This is a genomic window from Nocardioides sp. JS614 (assembly GCF_000015265.1).
In the GTDB taxonomy this organism is placed as follows: Bacteria; Actinomycetota; Actinomycetes; order Propionibacteriales; family Nocardioidaceae; genus Nocardioides.
This window is the reverse complement of sequence record NC_008699.1, coordinates 365339-384572: the sequence shown is the minus strand read 5'-3', so window position 1 is coordinate 384572 and position 19234 is coordinate 365339. Positions and strand designations below refer to the sequence as shown.

General features: G+C 72.7%; 15 protein-coding genes. 9 read left to right on the top strand and 6 right to left on the bottom strand.

Translation table 11 applies throughout. The features are described 5' to 3' along the window. The 4 genes from NOCA_RS03215 to NOCA_RS03200 are packed head-to-tail and all read left to right on the top strand — an operon-like array spanning position 1 to position 3759. Entirely contained in the window at positions 1-1125 is a 1125-nt protein-coding gene (locus NOCA_RS03215; RefSeq protein ID WP_011753853.1) for a sensor histidine kinase, read from the top strand. Further along, positions 1122-1871: a LytR/AlgR family response regulator transcription factor gene (locus tag NOCA_RS03210; protein ID WP_011753852.1), complete on the top strand. Its 750-nt coding sequence runs from the start codon at positions 1122-1124 to the stop codon at positions 1869-1871. The genes NOCA_RS03215 and NOCA_RS03210 overlap by 4 nt, the downstream gene beginning before the upstream one ends. Beyond that, entirely contained in the window at positions 1868-2245 is a 378-nt protein-coding gene (locus NOCA_RS03205; protein WP_011753851.1) for a hypothetical protein, read from the top strand. Before NOCA_RS03210 ends, NOCA_RS03205 begins: the two co-directional genes overlap by 4 nt. Further along, on the top strand, positions 2242-3759 hold the full coding sequence (locus tag NOCA_RS03200; RefSeq protein ID WP_011753850.1) for a sodium/solute symporter: 1518 nt from the start codon (positions 2242-2244) through the stop codon (positions 3757-3759). Before NOCA_RS03205 ends, NOCA_RS03200 begins: the two co-directional genes overlap by 4 nt. 25 nt (positions 3760-3784) lie before the next feature. Here NOCA_RS03200 and NOCA_RS03195 read toward each other — a convergent pair whose 3' ends face one another. From NOCA_RS03195 to NOCA_RS03170, 6 genes are all read right to left on the bottom strand, one after another. Then, complete coding sequence (locus tag NOCA_RS03195) at positions 3785-4903, bottom strand: uroporphyrinogen-III synthase (RefSeq protein WP_011753849.1); 1119 nt, start codon at positions 4901-4903, stop codon at positions 3785-3787. Continuing rightward, positions 4900-5277 carry a nitrite reductase small subunit NirD gene (gene nirD / locus NOCA_RS03190; protein ID WP_011753848.1) on the bottom strand — a complete coding sequence of 126 codons (378 nt, stop codon included), beginning with the start codon at positions 5275-5277 and terminating at the stop codon, positions 4900-4902. The genes NOCA_RS03195 and nirD overlap by 4 nt, the downstream gene beginning before the upstream one ends. Continuing rightward, the gene (gene nirB, locus NOCA_RS03185) at positions 5274-7790 is read right to left on the bottom strand and encodes a nitrite reductase large subunit NirB (protein WP_011753847.1); all 2517 of its coding nucleotides are present in this window, start codon (positions 7788-7790) and stop codon (positions 5274-5276) included. The genes nirD and nirB overlap by 4 nt, the downstream gene beginning before the upstream one ends. Continuing rightward, the gene (locus tag NOCA_RS03180; protein WP_011753846.1) at positions 7787-9169 is read right to left on the bottom strand and encodes an FAD-dependent oxidoreductase; all 1383 of its coding nucleotides are present in this window, start codon (positions 9167-9169) and stop codon (positions 7787-7789) included. The genes nirB and NOCA_RS03180 overlap by 4 nt, the downstream gene beginning before the upstream one ends. Before the next feature lie 157 nt (positions 9170-9326). After that, positions 9327-11369: a molybdopterin oxidoreductase family protein gene (locus tag NOCA_RS03175; protein WP_011753845.1), complete on the bottom strand. Its 2043-nt coding sequence runs from the start codon at positions 11367-11369 to the stop codon at positions 9327-9329. Beyond that, positions 11369-12877: an MFS transporter gene (locus tag NOCA_RS03170; RefSeq protein WP_011753844.1), complete on the bottom strand. Its 1509-nt coding sequence runs from the start codon at positions 12875-12877 to the stop codon at positions 11369-11371. Before NOCA_RS03170 ends, NOCA_RS03175 begins: the two co-directional genes overlap by 1 nt. Before the next feature lie 261 nt (positions 12878-13138). Between NOCA_RS03170 and NOCA_RS03165 the strand changes: the two genes are divergently transcribed. The 5 genes from NOCA_RS03165 to NOCA_RS03145 all read left to right on the top strand — a co-directional run bounded on the left by NOCA_RS03165 (position 13139) and on the right by NOCA_RS03145 (position 19100). After that, positions 13139-13501 carry a DUF485 domain-containing protein gene (locus tag NOCA_RS03165; protein ID WP_011753843.1) on the top strand — a complete coding sequence of 121 codons (363 nt, stop codon included), beginning with the start codon at positions 13139-13141 and terminating at the stop codon, positions 13499-13501. Continuing rightward, positions 13498-15102 (top strand): solute symporter family protein, encoded by a 1605-nt coding sequence (locus tag NOCA_RS03160; RefSeq protein ID WP_011753842.1) that lies wholly within the window; start codon positions 13498-13500, stop codon positions 15100-15102. The genes NOCA_RS03165 and NOCA_RS03160 overlap by 4 nt, the downstream gene beginning before the upstream one ends. A 132-nt stretch (positions 15103-15234) precedes the next feature. Beyond that, a complete protein-coding gene (gene acs / locus NOCA_RS03155; protein WP_011753841.1) occupies positions 15235-17229 on the top strand; it encodes an acetate--CoA ligase in 1995 nt (664 codons plus the stop codon). 125 nt (positions 17230-17354) lie between these two features. Further along, a complete protein-coding gene (nhaA, locus tag NOCA_RS03150; RefSeq protein ID WP_011753840.1) occupies positions 17355-18659 on the top strand; it encodes a Na+/H+ antiporter NhaA in 1305 nt (434 codons plus the stop codon). A 21-nt stretch (positions 18660-18680) separates the two neighbouring features. Further along, positions 18681-19100, top strand: coding sequence for a phage holin family protein (locus NOCA_RS03145; protein ID WP_011753839.1), 420 nt, complete (start codon positions 18681-18683; stop codon positions 19098-19100). The last annotated feature ends 134 nt before the right edge of the window (positions 19101-19234 follow it).

The following is a 19234-nucleotide window of genomic DNA, read 5'->3' as shown; positions in this document are numbered from 1 at the left end:
ATGTCGGCCATGACTCGCCCGTGGCGTCGCCGGCATCTCGGGACGGAGGCCGACCGGGCCACGTTCCGCACGCTGCACACGGCCTCGCTCGCCTCGCCGGCGCTGCGGGAGGGGCTGACCCGCACCAGCGCCGAGCGCAGCATCCGCCACCTGCACGACCTGCTCGGCGGCCCGGCCCTCGCGCTCACCGATACCGCCACGACGCTCGCCTGGCACGGCACCGGGCAGCACCACGAGGAGCAGTGTCCGGGGCTCGCGGTCGCGACGGTCGAGCGCGGGCGCACCCGGATGTTCGACCGCGAGGAGCTGCCGTGTGATGTGTCCGGCTGTCCGGTCCGCTCCGCGATCGTCAGCCCGCTCGTCGTCGAGGAGCGGGTGATCGGCACGCTGCAGGTCTTCCCTGCCTATGCGACCGCGGGCCTGGCCCGGGCGGCCGACGAGGTCGCCCAGTGGGTCAGCTCGCAGCTCGAGCTCGCCGAGCTCGACGCGTCCCGGAACCGGCTGATGGAGGCCGAGGTCCGTGCCCTGCGGGCCCAGATCAGCCCACACTTCATCTACAACTCGCTGGGCGCCATCGCGAGCTTCGTGCGCACCGACCCCGACCGGGCCCGGGACCTGCTCCTGGAGTTCGCGGACTTCACCCGCTACTCGTTCCGCCGGCACGGCGAGTACACGACGCTCGCCGAGGAGCTGCGCTCGGTGGAGCGCTACCTGCTGCTGGAGCAGGCCCGGTTCGGCGACCGGCTCCAGGTGACGCTGCGCATCGCGCCCGAGGTGCTCCCGGTCGCCGTACCCTTCCTCTGCATCCAGCCGCTCGTCGAGAACGCCGTCCGGCACGGCCTCGAGACGGCGGAGCGCGGCGGTCACATCCGGATCGTCGCCCGCGACCAGGGCCAGGAGTGCGTGATCGAGGTGGAGGACGACGGCACGGGCGAGGACCCCGACGTCGTACGGCGCGCCCTCGCGGGCGACGCCGCCCTCGACTCCACCGGCCTGGGCAACGTCGACGGCCGGCTCCGCAACGCCTTCGGCGACGACTTCGGCCTCGCGGTGGAGACCGCACCGGGCGCGGGCACCAAGGTCGTGGTCAGGGTGCCGAAGTTCGCTCCCGGGGTGCACGCGTGAGCGCGCCGGCGGCTCCCGTCCCGCGGCTCCGGGCGCTCGTCGTCGACGACGAGCGGCCCGCGCTCGACGAGCTGCGCTACCTGCTCGAGCGCGACGACCGCGTCCGCGAGGTGCTGACCACCGACTCGGCGACCGAGGGGCTCCGGATCCTGCGCGACCTCGACGTGGACGTGGTGTTCCTCGACATCCAGATGCCGGGGCTGACCGGCCTCGAGCTCGCGCAGGTGCTCAGCCGGTTCCGCACCCCACCCGGCATCGTGTTCGTCACCGCCCACGAGGCCCACGCCGTGGAGGCCTTCGATGTGCACGCCGTCGACTACGTGCTCAAGCCGGTGCGCGCCGACCGGCTGGCCGAGGCGGTCCGCCGGGTGGTGGCCGGCACCGACCGGGCGGCGAACGGCGACGACATGCGGGTCGCGGTGGAGCGCGGCGGCGTCACCCGCTTCCTGAACCGCTCCGACATCACCCACGTGGAGGCGCACGGCGACTACGCGCGGCTGCACACCGGCGACGGCTCCCACCTGGTGCGCACCCCGCTCGCCGCCCTGGAGGAGGAGTGGGCGGGTGCCGGCTTCGTGCGGATCCACCGGTCCCTGCTGGTCTCGCTCGCCCACGTGCGCGAGGTGCGGATGGACGCGGGCCGCTGCGCGGTCGTCGTCGGCGAGCCGCCGGTCGAGCTCGGCGTCAGCCGACGGCACACCCGGGAGCTGCGCGAGCTGCTGCTCCAGTACCGGACCGGGCCGTGAGCGAGCCGGGGGCAGCGCCCGAACGGGTCCGGGTGACCGGCCCGCCGCGCCGCCGTACCCCCGCCGCCCGCACGGCCGACATCGACGACGAGACCCTGCTGGGCGGGATGTACATGGGCTCGCTGCTGCGTGAGCAGCTCCGGCTCGCCGTCGGTGTGCTCACGGTGCTCGGGCTGACCCTGGGGCTGCTGCCGCTGGCCTTCCACCTGTTCCCGCGACTGGGCGAGGTGGAGGTGCTCGGGGCGCCGCTCGCGTGGGTGCTGCTCGGGGTGCTCGCCTACCCGACGCTGCTGCTCCTCGGCTGGGTCTACGTCCGGCGGGCCGAGCGCAACGAGCGCGACTTCGCCGAGCTGGTCTCGGAGGTGGAGGGGTGAGCACCGGGCTGGACGCCGCCCCTGGCATCGTCGCGGTGGCGGTGGTGACGATCGCGACGCTGGTCATCGGCACCTGGGGGCTGCGGTTCTCCCGTACGACGAGCGACTTCTTCGTGGCCTCGCGCACGGTCCGGCCGCGGCTGAACGCGAGTGCGATCGGCGGCGAGTACCTCTCGGCCGCCTCCTTCCTCGGCGTCGCCGGGCTGGTGCTGACCTTCGGCGCCGACATGCTGTGGTACCCCGTCGGCTGGACCGCCGGCTACCTCGTGCTGCTGGTGCTGGTCGCCGCGCCGCTGCGCCGCTCGGGTGCGTACACGCTGCCGGACTTCGCCGAGGCGCGGCTCGGGTCGCGCTCGGTGCGCGCGGTCTGCTCGCTGCTCGTCGTCGCCGTCGGCTGGCTCTACCTGTTGCCGCAGTTCCAGGGCGCCGGCATCACGCTGCGCTCGACCCTCGGGGCCCCCACCTGGGTCGGGCCGGTGATCGTCGGCCTGGTCGTGTTGGCGAACGTCACCTCGGGCGGGATGCGCAGCATCACGTTCGTCCAGGCCTTCCAGTACTGGCTCAAGCTCACCGCTCTCCTGGTCCCGGGGGCGGTGCTGCTGGTCGTCTGGGCCGGCGACTCCGCTCCGCTGCGGGCGGGCTCCGACGGGTGGTCGGTGCCCCTGGCGGCGGGCGGCAACCAGGGCCTCTACGTGACCTACTCGCTGATCATCGCGACGTTCCTGGGCACCATGGGGCTGCCGCACGTGGTCGTCCGCTTCTACACCAACCCCGACGGTCGCGCGGCCCGCCGTACGACGCTCGTCGTGCTGGCGCTGCTCGGCGTGTTCTACCTGCTGCCGCCGCTGTACGGCGCCCTCGGGCGGGTCTACGCGCCCTCGCTCGCCGAGTCCGGGCGCTCGGACGCGCTGGTGCTCGAGCTCCCCCGGATCATGCTCGACGGGCCGGCCGGGGAGGTGCTCACCGGGCTGGTGACCGCGGGCGCGTTCGCCGCGTTCCTCTCCACGTCCTCCGGACTGTCGATCGCGGTGTCCGGCGTGCTCAGCCAGGACGTGACCGGCCGCCCGTGGGCCGGCCGGCGGCTCGGCGGAGTCGCGGCGTTCCGGGTGGGGGCGGTCGTCGCGGTCACCGTGCCGTGCGTGGTGGCGCTCGCGGCGCCGAACCTCGGCGTCGCCCGGGCGGTCGGGTTGGCCTTCGCGATGGCCGCTTCGACGTTCTGCCCGCTGCTGCTGCTCGGGATCTGGTGGCGCCGGCTCACCCCCGCCGGTGCGTTGGCGGGGCTGCTGGCCGGCGGCGTCGGCAGCGGCGTCGCCATCGCGTGGACGCTCGCCACGTCCCGTCCCTCGGGCTGGGCCGACGCGCTCATGGGCCAACCCGCCGCCTGGACCTTCCCCCTCGCGCTGACCACGATGGTCGTCGTGTCGCTGGCGACCGCCCACCGGATCCCCACCCACGCCGGCCGGTTCCTGGTGCGCCTGCACACCCCCGAGACGCTCGGCCTGGACCGCAGCTGACCCAGGTAGCGCGGGGCGGCCGGGCTCAGGAGGCGACGGCCAGCCGGTAGCCGCGCTTGACGACGGTCTGGACGGTGCGAGTGCCGAGGGCCGCGCGCAGCCGGGCGACCGCCATCTCGACGGCGTGCTCGGACCCGGCCGTGCCGGAGGGCAGCATCGCCAGCAGCGCCCGGCGGGGGACCACGTTGCCGGGGTTGGCGACCAGTGCCTGGAGGACCGCGGCAGGGGCGGGGGAGAGGCGCACCTCGGCACCGTCGAGCAGCACGTCCTCGCCGTGCAGCAGCAGCCGGTGGCCGCCGACGAGTCCGATCGCCAGCCCCGAGCGCCGCACGGGCAGCTCGGTCTCCAGCTGCTTGACCATCGCGCCGAGCCGCGAGCGCTCCGGGAAGATCGTCGGCACCCCCCACATCTCGAAGGCCGCCGCGGTCACCGGCCCCACGCAGGCGGCGACCACGTCCGCCTGGAACGCCGAGACCAGCTCGTCGCGCCGACCGGTCGAGCCTGCGGCGTCCATCAGGGCCGCGACGGCCGGCGCAGAGGTGAACGTGACCGCGTCCAGCGAACGGTCGGCGACCAGGTCGACCAGCGCGAACATCGGCCCCGGGTCCTCGGCGGACACCACCCGGTAGACGGTGACCGTGGTGACCTCGGCGCCCTGCCGGCGCAGCGCGTGCGCGACCATCGACAGCGACTGGCCGTGCTCCTGCACGACGATCCGCAGGCCCGCGAGCGAGCGACCACGCAGGTGCTCGAGCACATCCTCGAAGCACTCCGACTCCGGCGCCCACAGCTCGCGCAGCCCGCGGGCCCGCAGCGCGCCGACGCTCTTCGGCCCGCGGGCCAGGATCTCCGCGGAGCCCAGGGCACGCAGCAGCCGGGGCAGCAGCCCCCAGCGCTCCGCCGCGTCGAACCAGGTCCGCATCCCGATGCCTGTGGTCGCCAGGATCATGTCCACCGGCGCGGCGAGCACCTCCTCCGTGGCCGCCCGCAGCGCCGCGTCGTCGACCCGGTTCGGGTCCAGCGACAGCGCCGGGGCCCACTCCACCGTCGCACCGCGGCGCTCGAGCAGGGTGACCTGCTCGTCGACCTTCCGGGCGGCGGTCACGCCGATCCGGAAGCCGGCGAGGGGGAGGCTGTCGGTCACGTGCTGTCCTGGTGCTCCGGTCGGGGACCGCCGACGTGCACGGTGCCGTCGATCACCCGGACGTCGTACGTCGGGACCCGGACCGCCGCGTCGTCGAGGCACTGCCCGGTGCGCAGGTCGTAGGCCTGCTTGTGCATCGGCGAGGCGACCACGGGGACGTCGCCACGTGTGCCGACGATTCCGCGGGCGAGCACCGACGCCCTGGAGACAGGGTCGTAGTTGGAGATCGCGTAGACGTTTCCGTCGTGTGTCCGGAAGATTGCGACCGCGACGCCGTCGACGAGCGCCACGACGCCGCCCTCGACCTCGATCTGGTCGAGCCCGCAGACGGTCGTGTACGTCGCCCCCGCGGCGGGCCCGGTCGACGTGCTCACCGCGGCGCTCCCACCGGGATCGTGGCGCCGAGGTCGACCGGCCCCGAGGACTCCTCCGGCACCGCCTGGTCGCGCTCGGACCGGAACGTGATGTGGGGATCCGGGGTGCCCGGGGCGTTGACGAAGGAGACGAACCGGGCCAGCTTCGCGGGGTCGTCGAGGGTGGCCCGCCATTCGTCGAAGTAGCCGGCCACGTGCCGGGCCATCGCGGCCTCGAGTTCCGAGCCGAGGCCGAGCGCGTCGTCCACGACGATCTCCCGCACCCGGTCCAGGCCGCCGTCGATCGAGTCGATCCACGACGCGGTCCGCTGCAGGCGGTCGGCGGTGCGGACGTAGTACATGAGGAACCGGTCGAGGTAGCGGACCAGGGTCTCGCGGTCGAGGTCGCCGGCGAGCAGCCGGGCGTGCGCGGGGGTGGCGCCGCCGTTGCCCCCGACGTACAGGTTCCAGCCCTTCTCGGTCGCGATCACCCCGAAGTCCTTGGCCCGCGCCTCGGCGCACTCACGCGCGCAGCCGCTCACGCCGCCCTTGAGCTTGTGCGGCGAGCGCAGGCCGCGGTAGCGCAGCTCGAGGTCGATGGCCAGCTGCACGGAGTCCTGCACGCCGTAGCGGCACCAGGTGGAGCCGACGCAGGACTTCACCGTGCGCAGCGACTTTCCGTAGGCGTGCCCGGACTCGAAGCCGGAGTCGACCAGCCGCCTCCAGATCGCGGGCAGCTGCTCCATCCTGGCGCCGAAGAGGTCGATCCGCTGGCCCCCGGTGATCTTGGTGTACAGGCCGAACTCCTGGGCGACCTCGCCGATCACGATCAGCTTCTCGGGCGTGATCTCGCCGCCGGGGATGCGGGGGACCACGGAGTAGGTGCCGTTGCGCTGGATGTTGGCGAGGTAGGCGTCGTTGGTGTCCTGAAGGGTCCGGTTCGGGCCGTCCAGGACGTGCCCGTTGAGCTGGGAGGCGAGGATCGAGGCGATCGCGGGCTTGCAGATGTCGCAGCCCCGGCCGCGGCCGTGCCCCGCGACGATGTCGTCGAAGCGGGTGTAGCCGTGCACGGCCACGACATCGAACAGCTCCTGCCGCGTGAGCGCGAAGTGCTCGCACAGGCTCCGGTCGACGACCTTGCCCTGGCTGGCGTAGTAGTCCTCGATGATCCTCTTGGTCTGGGCCTTGCAGGAGCCGCAGGTCGCGCCGGCGCGGGTACTCGTCCCCGCCGCGGCCGCGGCGAGGATGTCGCCCTTGGTGACGTCGTTGCACGAGCAGACCTGCGCCTCGTCGGGCAGCCCGATCTCGAGGACGCCCCGTCCCGTCGGGAGGATCAGGTCCTCGGGGTTGTCGGGGAGCGCGATGCCGGAGGCGACCATCGGGCGCAGCACGCCGTACGCCGACGCGTCGCCCACCAGGATCCCGCCGAGCAGCTGCCGGCCGTCCGCGGAGAGCACCAGCTTCTTGTAGACGCCCGTGACGGCGTCGGCGTACACGAGCTCCAGCGCCCCCTCGGTCGCGGCGAACGCGTCCCCGAAGGACGCGACGTCGACGCCGAGCAGCTTCAGCTTGGTGGACAGGTCGGCGCCGGTGAACGCCCCGGAGCCGCCGAGCAGCGCGTCGACCACGACCTCGGCCATGGCGTACCCGGGGGCGACCAGGCCGTACATCCGGCCGCCCGGCGCGGCACACTCGCCGATCGCCCACACGTGCGGGTCGGAGGTGCGGCAGCGCTCGTCGACGAGCACGCCGCCGCGCTCGGCGACGTCGAGGCCCGCGTCGCGGGCCAGCTGATCGCGCGGGCGGATGCCGGCCGAGAACACCACGAGGTCGGCCGGGATCGGCTCCTCGCCGGCCAGCGCCAGGCCCTCGACCCGGTCCGCCCCGAGGATCCGCTGGGTCGTCGCGCCGGTGTGCACGGTGAGCCCGAGCCGCTCGATGTGCCGCGCGAGCGTGGCGCCGCCGGCTTCGTCGACCTGCACCGCCATCAGCCGGGGTGCCATCTCCACGACGTGGGTCACCAGGCCGAGCTGGGCCAGTGCGTTGGCAGCCTCGAGCCCGAGCAGCCCGCCGCCGACGACCGCGCCGACCTCGGCGGTCGCGGCCGCCGCGCGGATCGCCTCGAGGTCCTCGATCGTGCGGTAGACGAAGCAGCCCTCCAGATCGTGGCCGGGCACGGGCGGCACGAACGGCATCGCCCCGGTGGCGAGCACCAGCTCGTCGTAGGCGATCTCCTGTCCGTCGGAGAGCACCACGGTGCGCGTCGCCGGGTCGAACCCGTCCACACTGGTCCCGAGGAGCAGCCGCACCCGCGGGTCGTCGTACTCCCCGCTCGGCAGGAACGACAGCTCGTCGGCGCCGACCTCGAAGAACGAGGTGAGCGCGACCCGGTCGTACGCCGGGCGGCGCTCCTCGCCGACCACGACGATGTCGTGGGTCTCGGTGAGGCCGCGCTCGATCGCGGCCTGCACGAACCGGTGGCCGACCATGCCGTGGCCGGCGACCAGGAGGGTCCTGCGGTGCTTCGGGCTCATCGGGGGGTTCCTTCCAGGGTGGTGCCCAGGGACGGGCCTGGCGACAGACGGGCTGCGAGCAGCTGGCGGACCGCGGCGGCACAGCCCCCGCAGCCCGTGGTGGCGCGGGTGGTCTCGCGCGCGTCCGCGAGCGAGGCGCAGGCGCGGATCGCCCCGGCGCTCACGCCCGCGCACGCGCAGACCTCCGCGTCGTCGGGGAGGTCGACCTGGGCGGCCGGACGATCGCCGATCAGCAGGTCGCCGGGCTCGCTGGCGCCGAGGACCGTGCCGCGGTCGTAGTGCTGGGTGATCAGGCCGATCCGGGAGAGGTCGCCGACCAGGGTCGCGGCGACGATCACGCCGTCGCGGACCACGAGCTTGCGGTGGGTCCCGGTGACCGGGTTGGCGACCTCGACCACCTGGCCCTCGGCGCGCTCGGGCTCGCCGAGCACGGCGACCTCGAGCCCGGTCGCCCGCAGCCGGGCGACGCTGCGGCTGCCGGCGTACGTCACGTCCTCGCCGCGCAGCTGCCGTGCCAGCAGCCCGGCCTGCTCCCACGCCGGCGGCACGAATCCGGTCACCTGTGTCCCGTGCTGGGCGCAGTCGCCGATCGCGTGGATGCGGTGGTCGCTGGTGCGCAGCCGCTCGTCGACCACGATGCCGCGGCGGACCTCCAGCCCGGCCCGCCGGGCCAGCGCGGTCGAGGGGCGGCCGCCGGCGGTGAGCACCACGAGGTCGGTCGCCAGCGTGTATCCGTTGTCGAGCCGCAGACCCTCGTCGGTCAGCCGGACGGCCCTGGCGCCGGTGTAGACGCGGGTGCCCAGCCGGCCGAGGTCGCGAGCCAGGATCGCCCCGGCCCGCGGGCCGACCTGGCTGCGCAGCAGGTGGTCACCGCCCTCGACGACCTCGGTGGCGACGCCGCGGACCGCGAGCGCCCGCGCGACCTGCAGGCCCAGCAGCCCGCCGCCGACGACGACCGCCCGGTGCGCCGCCGGGACCGCCACGTCGAGCCGCCGGCAGTCCTCCAGGCTGCGGAACGCGTGCACGCGCTCGTCGAGCCGGCCGTCCATCCGCACCAGCCCGCGGATCGGCGGGAGCGTCGGGATGCTGCCGGTGGCGAGCACCAGCCGGTCGTAGGGCACCCGGGACCGGTCGGCGAGCTCGACGTCGCGGTCCTCGCGGTGGATCTCCACGACGCGGGTCCCGAGCCGCAGGTCGACATCGCCGCGCAGCGGCATCGCGATCGCGGTCGGATCATGGGTGCCCTCCAGGACGGCGGAGAGCAGGATCCGGTTGTACGGCGGGTGCGGCTCGTCCCCGAGCAGGGTCACGTCGTGGTCGTGGAGACCGTCGGCGAGGCGGGCGGCGGCCATCCCGGCTCCGACGACGACGACCCTCATCCGGCCGCCCCCCGCCCAGCGGTGAGCAGGCAACCGAATGAGCGCCCCCAACGGTTGCGGACACACCGCCCACCCCCGCCACCCCCGGCCAGCGGTGAGCAGGTAACCGAATGAGCGCCCCCAACGGTTGCTGACCCACCGCCGGCCGGTGCGCGGCTCATGCGCGCACCGCCGCGGCGCACACCTTGAACTCCGGCATCCGGCTGGCCGGGTCGAGGGCGTCGTGGGTGAGCCGGTTGGCGCCGACCCAGTGGAAGGGCACGAACACGGTGTCCGGACGGATCGTGGCCGTCACCCGCGCGGGCACCCTGAGCTCGCCGCGGCGCGTGGTGACGACCACCTGCTGGCCGTCGTGCGCGCCGATCCGCGCCGCGAGCATCGGGTGCATCTCGACGAACGGGCCCTCGTCGGGCAGCTCGCGGACCCGCCGGGTCTGCGCGCCGGACTGGTACTGCGCGAGCACCCGGCCGGTCGTCAGGTGGATCGGGTACGACGGGTCGGTCGGCTCGGCCGGACCGCGGTGCTCGACCGCGACGAAGCGGGCGCGGCCGTCGGCCGTGGGGAAGGACTCGGCGAACAGCCGCGGGGTCCCCGGGTGGTCGGGCGACGGGCACGGCCAGAACACCCCGTGCTCGTCGCGGATCCGGTCGTAGCCGATGCCGGAGTAGTCGGCGCGCCCGCCGCTCGAGGCCCGGCCGAGCTCGGCGAAGACCTCCTCGGGATCGACGGCGAACGGCACCGGCGAGCCGAGCCGCTCGGCGAGACCGGCGATCACCTCGAGGTCGGTGCGCACCCCCTCGGGCGGGGCGACGGCCCGCTCACGCAGGATCACCCGCCCTTCGAGGTTGGTCATCGTGCCGGTCTCCTCCGCCCACTGCGCGACCGGCAGGACGACGTCGGCCTGCGCCGCGGTCTCGCTCAGCACGAGGTCGGCCACCACGAGCAGGTCGAGCGCGGCGAGCCGGGACGCCACGTGGGTGGCGTTCGGGGCCGAGACCACGATGTTGCTGCCGACCACCAGCAAGGCCCGCGGACCGCCGCCGGTGCCGAGGGAGTCGAGCAGCTCGTACGCCGAGCGGCCCGGCCCGGGCAGCGAGTCCGTGGAGACTCCCCAGACCTCGGCCACGTGGTCGCGCGCCAAGGGGTCGTCGATCATCCGGTAGCCCGGCAGCTGGTCGGCCTTCTGCCCGTGCTCCCGGCCGCCCTGTCCGTTGCCCTGCCCGGTGAGGCAGCCGTAGCCGGCGTACTGCTTGCCGGGCATGCCGAGCGCCAGCGCCAGGTCGATCCAGGCGAGCACGGTGTCGGTGCCCTGGGCGTGCTGCTCGGCGCCGCGGGCGGTCAGGACCATCACCCGCTCGGCACCGGCCAGCAGGTCCGCGCACTCCCGCAGTTGCGACGCCTGGACGCCGGCGACCCGTTCGACCCGCTCGGGCCACCATCCGGCGAGCGAGCGGCGGACCTCCTCCCAGCCGGTCGTCCGCGCGGCGACGTACTCCTCGGCGACCGCACCCGCAGCGTCGAGCAGGTGCAGCAGGCCGAGCGCGAGCGGCAGGTCGGTGCCCGGGACCGGCTGGAGGAACAGGTCGGCGCGCTCGGCGGTGGGGGTACGCCGGGGGTCGACGACGACCACGCGGCCGCCGTTCTCGCGGAGCCGGTCGAGGTGGCGCGCGGCGGGGGGCATGGTCTCCGCGAGGTTGGATCCCACGAGCACCAGCACGTCGGTGTGCTCGACGTCCGCGAGCGGGAACGGCAGGCCGCGGTCGATCCCGAGAGCCCGATTGCCGGCCGAGGCCGCCGACGACATGCACCACCGGCCGTTGTAGTCGACCTGGCTGGTGCCGAGCGCGACCCGGGCCAGCTTGCCCAGCTGGTAGGCCTTCTCGTTGGTCAACCCGCCGCCCCCGAACACCGCGACGGAGTCCGGGCCGTGCTCGTCGCGCAGGCCGCACAGCCGGCTGGCGACCAGGTCGAGTGCCTCGTCCCAGCCGGCCGCGCGGAGCTCACCCGTGGCCCGGTCCCGGATCAGCGGCGTCGTGAGCCGCTCGCGGTGGCCGCGCAGGCCGGCCGCCGTCCAGCCCTTGCGACACAGCGCGCCCTCGTTGACGGGGAACTCCGGCCACGGCCGCACCTCCAGCCGGCGGCCACCCTCGAGGCGCATGCCGCACTGGAGCGAGCAGTAGGGGCAGTGGGTCTGGGTCATCAGATCCCGGCGCCGGCGTAGCTGAGGTGCGCCTTGTGCTCGGCGGGCCTGCGCAGGTAGACCACCCAGGTGGTGGCCGCGCAGGCCAGGTAGAAGACCGTGAAGATGACGAACGCGGTCTTGGTGGCCTCCATCGGGTCGCTCACCCACGGCGAGCTGAACGTGATCGGGATCAGAAACCCGCCGATGGCGCCGACCGCGCCGATGATGCCGATCGCGGCCGAGGCCCGCTTGGTGGCGGCGAGGAGCGCGGCGGTGCGCTCCTCGGTGCCCACGGCGGTCGCCCGCTCGGCCTCGGTCCGGAAGATCGCGGGGATCATCTTGTACGTCGAGCCGTTGCCGATGCCGGTGGCAGCGAAGACGAGCAGGAAGAACCCGAGGAAGTACGGGAACCAGGACTTGTTGTCGGCGGCGATCGCCGGGTCCGCGGCAGGGTTCGGGGTCAGCTGCAGCAGCGTCCACAGCACGCCGAGGGTGCTGAGGATGATCCCGGTGAAGGCGCCGAGGGTGACCCTGGCGCCGCCGTACCTGTCGGCCAGCCAGCCACCGAGCGGGCGGGTGATCGAGCCGACCAGCGCGCCGAGGAAGGCGAAGTAGGCGAAGTAGATGCCGGTGCCGAGCGGGGCCGGCTCGGGCACCCAGAAGTTGAGCTTGATCAGCAGCGGCATCGCGGCGGAGTAGCCGATGAACGAGCCGAACGTGCCGATGTAGAGGAACGACATCACCCAGGTCTGCTTGTGTTTGAGGACGCCGAGCTGCTCCCTGGCCGAGGACCTGGCGGTCCCGAGGTTGTCCATGAAGAAGTAGGCCGCCGCCGTGGCCACGATCGCGAGACCGGCGTACACCCAGGCGGCCCGCTCGAGGTGGATGCCGCCGGGGCTGGCCTTGGCCAGGCCGAAGATCGCCGCGCCACCGACGATCAGCGGCAGGAAGAACTGGATCAGCGAGACGCCGAGGTTCCCGCCGGCGGCGTTGAGGCCGAGGGCGGCCCCCTTCTTGGCGGTCGGGTAGAAGAAGTTGATGTTCGCCATCGAGCTCGCGAAGTTCCCGCCGCCGAAGCCGGCGGACGCCGCGATCAGGCAGAAGACCCAGTACGGCGTGCTCGGATCGGTCACCGCGTAGGCGAAGCCGAGCGTCGGGACCAGCAGCAGGCCGGCGCTCACCATGGTCCAGTTGCGGCCGCCGAACCGCGGCACGGCGAGGGTGTAGGGGACGCGCAGCAGCGAGCCGACCAGGTTGGGAATCGCGACGAGGAGGAACAGCTGCTGCGGGGTGAACGTGAAGCCCTGGGCGAGCAGGAACGCCGAGCTGACGCTCCAGATCAGCCACACGGAGAATCCGAGGTGCTCGGCGAAGACCGACCAGACCAGGTTGCGACGGGCGACCTGCTGGCCGCCGTTCGCCCAGAAGTCCGGGTCCTCCGGGCGCCAGTCGTCGATCCAGCGGCCGGTCCGGCGGCGGATGGGGGACGCCTCGGCGGCGTCGGTGTGCAAGGAAGTGAGGGCCATGCCGGTCAGTCTCGGCAGCGCAGGTTTCGCGTCGCCCAGGCCGCCGTACCGGCAAGGTCAACTTGTCCTCACGACCTCACACCGCGCCCCCCGCCAACGGACGGTCGGCGTCCGCCCCGACCGCTCGTCGCGCCGGACCGACCGCTCACCGATGCGCCCGTCCCGTTGACCGCGCACCTGCCACGCACCCCTTCACCGACCCAGGGAAGGCACTCCTACCGTGACGGCGATCACATCCCTCACGGAGAAGGGTGCCCCACAGTGTCCGACCTCGATCAGACCGCCGGCCAAGCGCATCGGCACGATCCTGTCTACGACGAGCTGCACGCGTCGCCGGAGTTCAACCGGCTGCGGTCGCTCTATCGCGGCTTCGCGTTCCCGGCGACCATCGCCTTCCTCGCCTGGTACCTGCTCTACGTCGTCATGAGCAACTGGGCCACGGGCTTCATGGACACCAAGCTCAGCGGCAACATCAACCTGGCCCTGGTGTTCGGGCTGCTGCAGTTCCTGACCACGTTCGCGATCGCCTGGCTCTACGCGCGCTACATGAACCGCAACGTCGACCCGATCGCGCGGGCCCTCGAGAAGAAGTACAACGACCGGCCCGGCGGAGGTGCCCGATGAGCTCCGACACCCTGACCGCGATCCTGTTCATCGGGGTCGTCCTGATCACCATCGCCATCACGTTCTGGGCGAGCCGACAGAACAAGGGCACCGCGGACTTCTACGCCGCCGGCCGTTCCTTCAGTGGCTTCCAGAACGGCATGGCGATCTCCGGCGACTACATGTCGGCGGCGTCGTTCCTCGGCATCTCGGGCGCCATCGCGCTGTACGGGTACGACGGGTTCCTCTACTCGATCGGCTTCCTGGTGGCCTGGCTGGTCGCCCTGCTGCTGGTCGCCGAGCTGCTGCGCAACTCCGGCCGCTACACGATGGCCGACCAGCTGGCCTACCGGATGCGGCAGCGCCCGGTCCGGACCGCGGCGTCCACCTCGACCGTGGTGGTCTCGATCTTCTACCTGCTCGCCCAGATGGTCGGCGCGGGGGCCCTGGTCGCACTGCTCCTCGGCGCGGACTCCGAGGCAGCCAAGAACGCCACGATCATCGGGGTCGGCGTGCTGATGATCTTCTACGTCACCGTCGGCGGCATGAAGGGCACCACCTGGGTGCAGATCGTCAAGGCGGTGCTGCTGATGGGCGGCACCATCTTGATCACGATCCTGGTGCTGGCGAAGTTCAACTTCAACATCTCCGACCTGCTCGGCGCGGCTGCGGCCAACACCGGCAAGGGCGACGCCTTCCTCCAGCCGGGACTGAAGTACGGGATCGACACGACCGCGAAGATCGACTTCCTCAGCCTCGGCCTCGCGCTGGTGCTCGGTACGGCGGGCCTGCCGCACATCCTGATCCGCTTCTACACCGTGCCGAGCGCCAAGGCGGCGCGCACCTCGGTGTTGTGGGCGATCGGGCTGATCGGCGCGTTCTACCTGATGACGCTCGCGCTCGGCTTCGGTGCCGCGGCGCTGCTCGACACCGGTGCCGGGAGCAAGGTGGCGGCGTCCGGCGGCAACCTCGCCTCACCACTGCTCGCCGAAGCCGTCGGCGGTGGCGACGGGACCACGGGCGGCGCGGTCCTGCTGGCGCTGATCTCCGCCGTCGCGTTCGCGACGATCCTGGCGGTCGTCGCGGGCCTGACGCTCACCTCGGCGTCGTCCGTGGCCCACGACCTCTACGCGACGGTCTTCAAGAAGGGTGCGGCGACCGAGCGCGACGAGGTACGGGTGGCCCGGCTCTCGGCGTTCGTGATCGGTGGCATCGCGATCGCGCTGGCCATCCCGGCGCAGAAGCTCAACATCGCGTTCCTCGTGGCGCTGGCCTTCGCGGTCGCCGCCTCGGCGAACCTGCCCTCGCTGATCTACAACCTGTTCTGGCGCCGCTTCAACACCCGCGGTGCCACCTGGGCGATCTACGGCGGCCTGATCGCCAGCGTGGGCCTGGTGTTCTTCTCGCCGGTCGTGTCCGGCTCGGAGACGGCGCTGTTCACCGGTCAGGACTGGTCGTACTTCCCGCTCAGCAACCCCGGCATCATCTCGATCCCGCTCGGCTTCTTCTTCGGGTGGCTCGGCACCGTCACCTCCCAGGAGCCGGAGAGCGCCGCGCGGTTCACCGAGCTCGAGGTCCGGGCCTTCACCGGCGCGGGCGCCGAGCAGGCCGTCCGGCACTGACCCACCTGCATCACCCTTCGCGGGCGGGTGCCCGGCGGCCGCGGTCGCCGGGCACCCGGCCACGTCCTAGTGTGGCTCGTACCACAGTCACACAGCACCGTTCCGATCCACGCCCGACCCCCAGGAGCAGATGTGAGCGACGAGACCCTGTCCAACCTCCTCAAGGAGGAGCGCCGTTTCGAGCCGCCGGCGGAGATCGCCGCGAAGGCGAACCTCCAGGCGGACGCCTACGACCGCGCCGCGGCCGACCCGCAGGCGTTCTGGGCCGAGCAGGCCGAGCGCCTGGACTGGGACCAGCGGTGGGACCGGGTGCTGGACTGGGACGACCCGCCGTTCGCCAAGTGGTTCGTGGGCGGGCGGCTCAACGCGGCGTACAACTGCGTCGACCGGCACGTCGCGGCGGGCCGCGGCGACAAGGTCGCGCTGCACTGGGTCGGGGAGCCCCTCGACGACACGCGTGACATCACCTACGCCGAGCTGCAGGACGAGGTCTGCCGGGCGGCGAACGCGCTGACCGACCTGGGCGTCCGCACCGGCGACCGGGTCGCGATCTACCTGCCGATGATCCCCGAGGCCGTGGTCGCGATGCTCGCCTGTGCCCGGATCGGCGCCCCGCACACCGTGGTCTTCGGCGGGTTCTCGGCCGACGCGCTGGCCTCGCGGCTCGAGGACTGCCAGGCCAAGGTCGTGGTCACCTCCGACGGCGGCTACCGCCGCGGCTCGGCCTCCGCCCTCAAGCCGGCCGTCGATGAGGCCCGCGCGAAGACCGCGGCCCGCGGGCACACGGTCGAGAAGGTGCTCGTCGTACGCCGCACCGGCCAGGACGTCGCCTGGGACGATGCCGTCGACCTGTGGTGGCACGACGCGGTCGGCGGCGCCTCGAGCGAGCACACGCCGGAGTTCTTCGACGCCGAGCACCCGCTCTACGTCATGTACACCTCGGGCACCACCGGCAAGCCGAAGGGCATCCTGCACACGACCGGCGGCTACCTGGTCGGCTCGGCGTACACCCACTGGGCGGTCTTCGACCTCAAGCCCGACACCGACGTCTACTGGTGCTCGGCCGACATCGGCTGGGTCACCGGCCACTCCTACCTCGTCTACGGGCCGCTGGCCAACGGCGCCACCCAGGTGATGTACGAGGGCACACCGGACAGCCCGGAGCGCGGCCGCTGGTGGAAGATCATCCAGGACTACCAGGTCAGCATCTTCTACACCGCGCCCACCGCGATCCGCTCGTTCATGAAGCAGGGCCGCGAGATCCCCGACGGCTTCGACATGTCGTCCCTGCGGATCCTCGGGTCCGTCGGCGAGCCGATCAACCCCGAGGCGTACATCTGGTACCGCCACGTGATCGGCGACGACCGCACCCCGGTGGTCGACACCTGGTGGCAGACCGAGACCGGCGCCATCATGATCAGCCCGCTGCCCGGCGTCACCGCCGGCAAGCCCGGCTCCGCGATGACGCCGATCCCGGGCGTCTCGGCGGAGGTCGTCAACGACGAGGGCGACCCGGTCCCCAACGGCTCGGGCGGCTACCTGGTGCTCACCGCGCCCTGGCCGGCCATGCTGCGCACGATCTGGGGCGACGACCAGCGCTACCGGGACACCTACTGGTCCCGCTTCGCCAAGCAGGGCTACTACTTCGCCGGCGACGGGGCCAAGAAGGACGACGACGGCGACATCTGGGTCCTCGGCCGGGTCGACGACGTCATGAACGTCTCGGGGCACCGCCTCTCCACCACCGAGATCGAGTCCGCGCTCGTCTCCCACCCGAAGGTCGCCGAGGCCGCCGTGGTCGGCGCCAAGGACGAGGACACCGGCCAGGCGGTCTGCGCGTTCGTGATCCTCCGCGAGTCTGCATCGGATCCTGGGGCGAGCGACGGTGGCGACGACATCGTCGCCGAGCTGCGCCAGCACGTCCGCAAGGAGATCGGGCCGATCGCGACGCCGCGGCAGATCATGATCGTCCCCGAGCTGCCCAAGACCCGCTCCGGCAAGATCATGCGGCGGCTGCTGCGCGACGTCGCCGAGCACCGCGAGGTCGGCGACGTCACCACGCTCGCCGACTCCTCCGTGATGGACCTGATCGCGCAGGGCCTCGGCTCCGGCAAGTCCGAGGAGTGACCTCGGGCAAGTCGTAGCTGCGTCGACGCCCGCCCGGCGGGCCGGGTGGGGGTCGACGCGTAGGGTGGGCAGCGGTGAGCCGGGAAGTCTGGTCGGCATGTGGACCGCCGACCCCGAGGAGCCCTGTGACCGGCCGCCGCCCGACCCGCCCCCGCCTGTTCTCGCGAGGGTCGTTCCTCGAGAGCTCCCGGGTCGCCGACATCCTCCGCGCGGAGACCACCGGCGGCCTGCTGCTGATCGCCGCCGCCACGGTGGCGATCGTGTGGGCGAACACCCCCTGGTCGGCGTCGTACGCCGACCTCCGCGACCTGCGGGTCGGTCCGCAGGCGTGGCACCTCGACCTCACCCTGGGCGCCTGGGCGGCCGACGGCCTGCTGGCGATCTTCTTCTTCGTGGCCGGCCTGGAGCTCAAGCGGGAGTTCGTGGCCGGCGACCTCCGGGACCCGCGCCGGGCGGCGCTGCCCGTGGTCGCCGCCATGGGCGGGATGGCGGTGCCCGCGCTCGTCTACGTGCTGTGGAACCTCGGCGGGGACGGGGCGCTGCAGGGCTGGGCGATCCCCACGGCGACCGACATCGCGTTCGCCGTCGCCATCCTCGCGGTGATCAGCACCCACCTGCCCACGGGCCTGCGGACGTTCCTGCTGACCCTGGCGGTCGTCGACGACCTGTTGGCCATCACGATCATCGCGCTCTTCTACACCGACGAGCTGCACCTGGGCTACCTCGCGGCCGCCGCCGTCCCCCTCCTGGTCTTCGCGCTGCTGGTGCAGCGACGGATCCACCGCGGCTGGCTGCTGATCCCCCTGGCCGCCACCGCCTGGGTCCTGGTGCACGAGTCGGGCGTGCACGCGACCGTCGCCGGGGTGCTGCTCGGCTTCGCCGTCCCGGTGCTGCGCTCGGACGGCCAGGAGGGGCCCGGGCTCGCCGAGCACCTCGAGCACCTGGTCCGGCCGCTCTCGGCCGGCCTCGCCGTACCCGTGTTCGCGTTCTTCGCCGCCGGGGTCACCGTCGGGGGGTTCGACGGGCTCGTGGACGCGCTCTCCGACCCGGTCGCGCTCGGCGTCGTCACCGGCCTGGTCGTCGGCAAGACCGTCGGGATCGCCGGCTCCACGTGGTTGCTCGCGACCTTCACCCGCGCCGACCTCGACGACCAGCTGAGCTGGGTCGACGTGGTCGGCCTGGCGATGCTCGCCGGCATCGGCTTCACCGTCTCGCTGCTGATCGGCGAGCTCGCGTTCGGCAGCGGCACCCCCCGGGACGATCACGTGAAGGTGGGCGTGCTCGTCGGCTCGCTGGCCGCCACGGCCCTCGCGACAGGGGTGCTGCGGATGCGCAACCGCGCCTACCGGCGGCTGGTCGAGATCGAGGAGCAGGACGCCGACGCGGACGGGGTCCCCGACGTCTACCAGCGCGACGCCGACGAGGGGTGAGGGTTCTGTAGGGTGAGCGACATGGCGAGCAACCAGGTCCAGGCTGCACCTCCGGATGAGGGCGATCCGACCATCGGTCGTCTGGTCCACGACGCCAGCCGGGACATCTCCACGCTGATCCAGAAGGAGATCCAGCTGGCCAAGTCCGAGCTGAAGGTCAGCGTGCAGGCCGGCGGCATCGGGATCGGCCTCTTCGCGGCTGCCGGCTTCATCGCGGTCCTCGCGGTCATCATGCTGTCGGTCGCCATCGCGTACTTCATCAACTGGAACGGCGACGGCCTCGCCCTGCACTGGGCGTTCCTCATCGTCTTCGGCTTCTACCTGCTGCTCGCGGGCCTGATGGTGTTCGTCGGCATCCGCAAGGTCAAGCAGGTCCGCGCCCCGGAGCGGGCGATCGAGCAGGGCCGCGAGATCCCCAAGGCGCTCAAGGGTCGCAGCTGAGCGGATGCCGCGGCGCGGCGCGGCGGGCCAGTTTCATCGGCCGACCGATGAAACTCGACGCTGGACGATGAAGCTTCATCGTCCAGCCACGAGCTCTGTCGGCCGGCCGATGAAACTTGCAGGCCGGTTCCCCC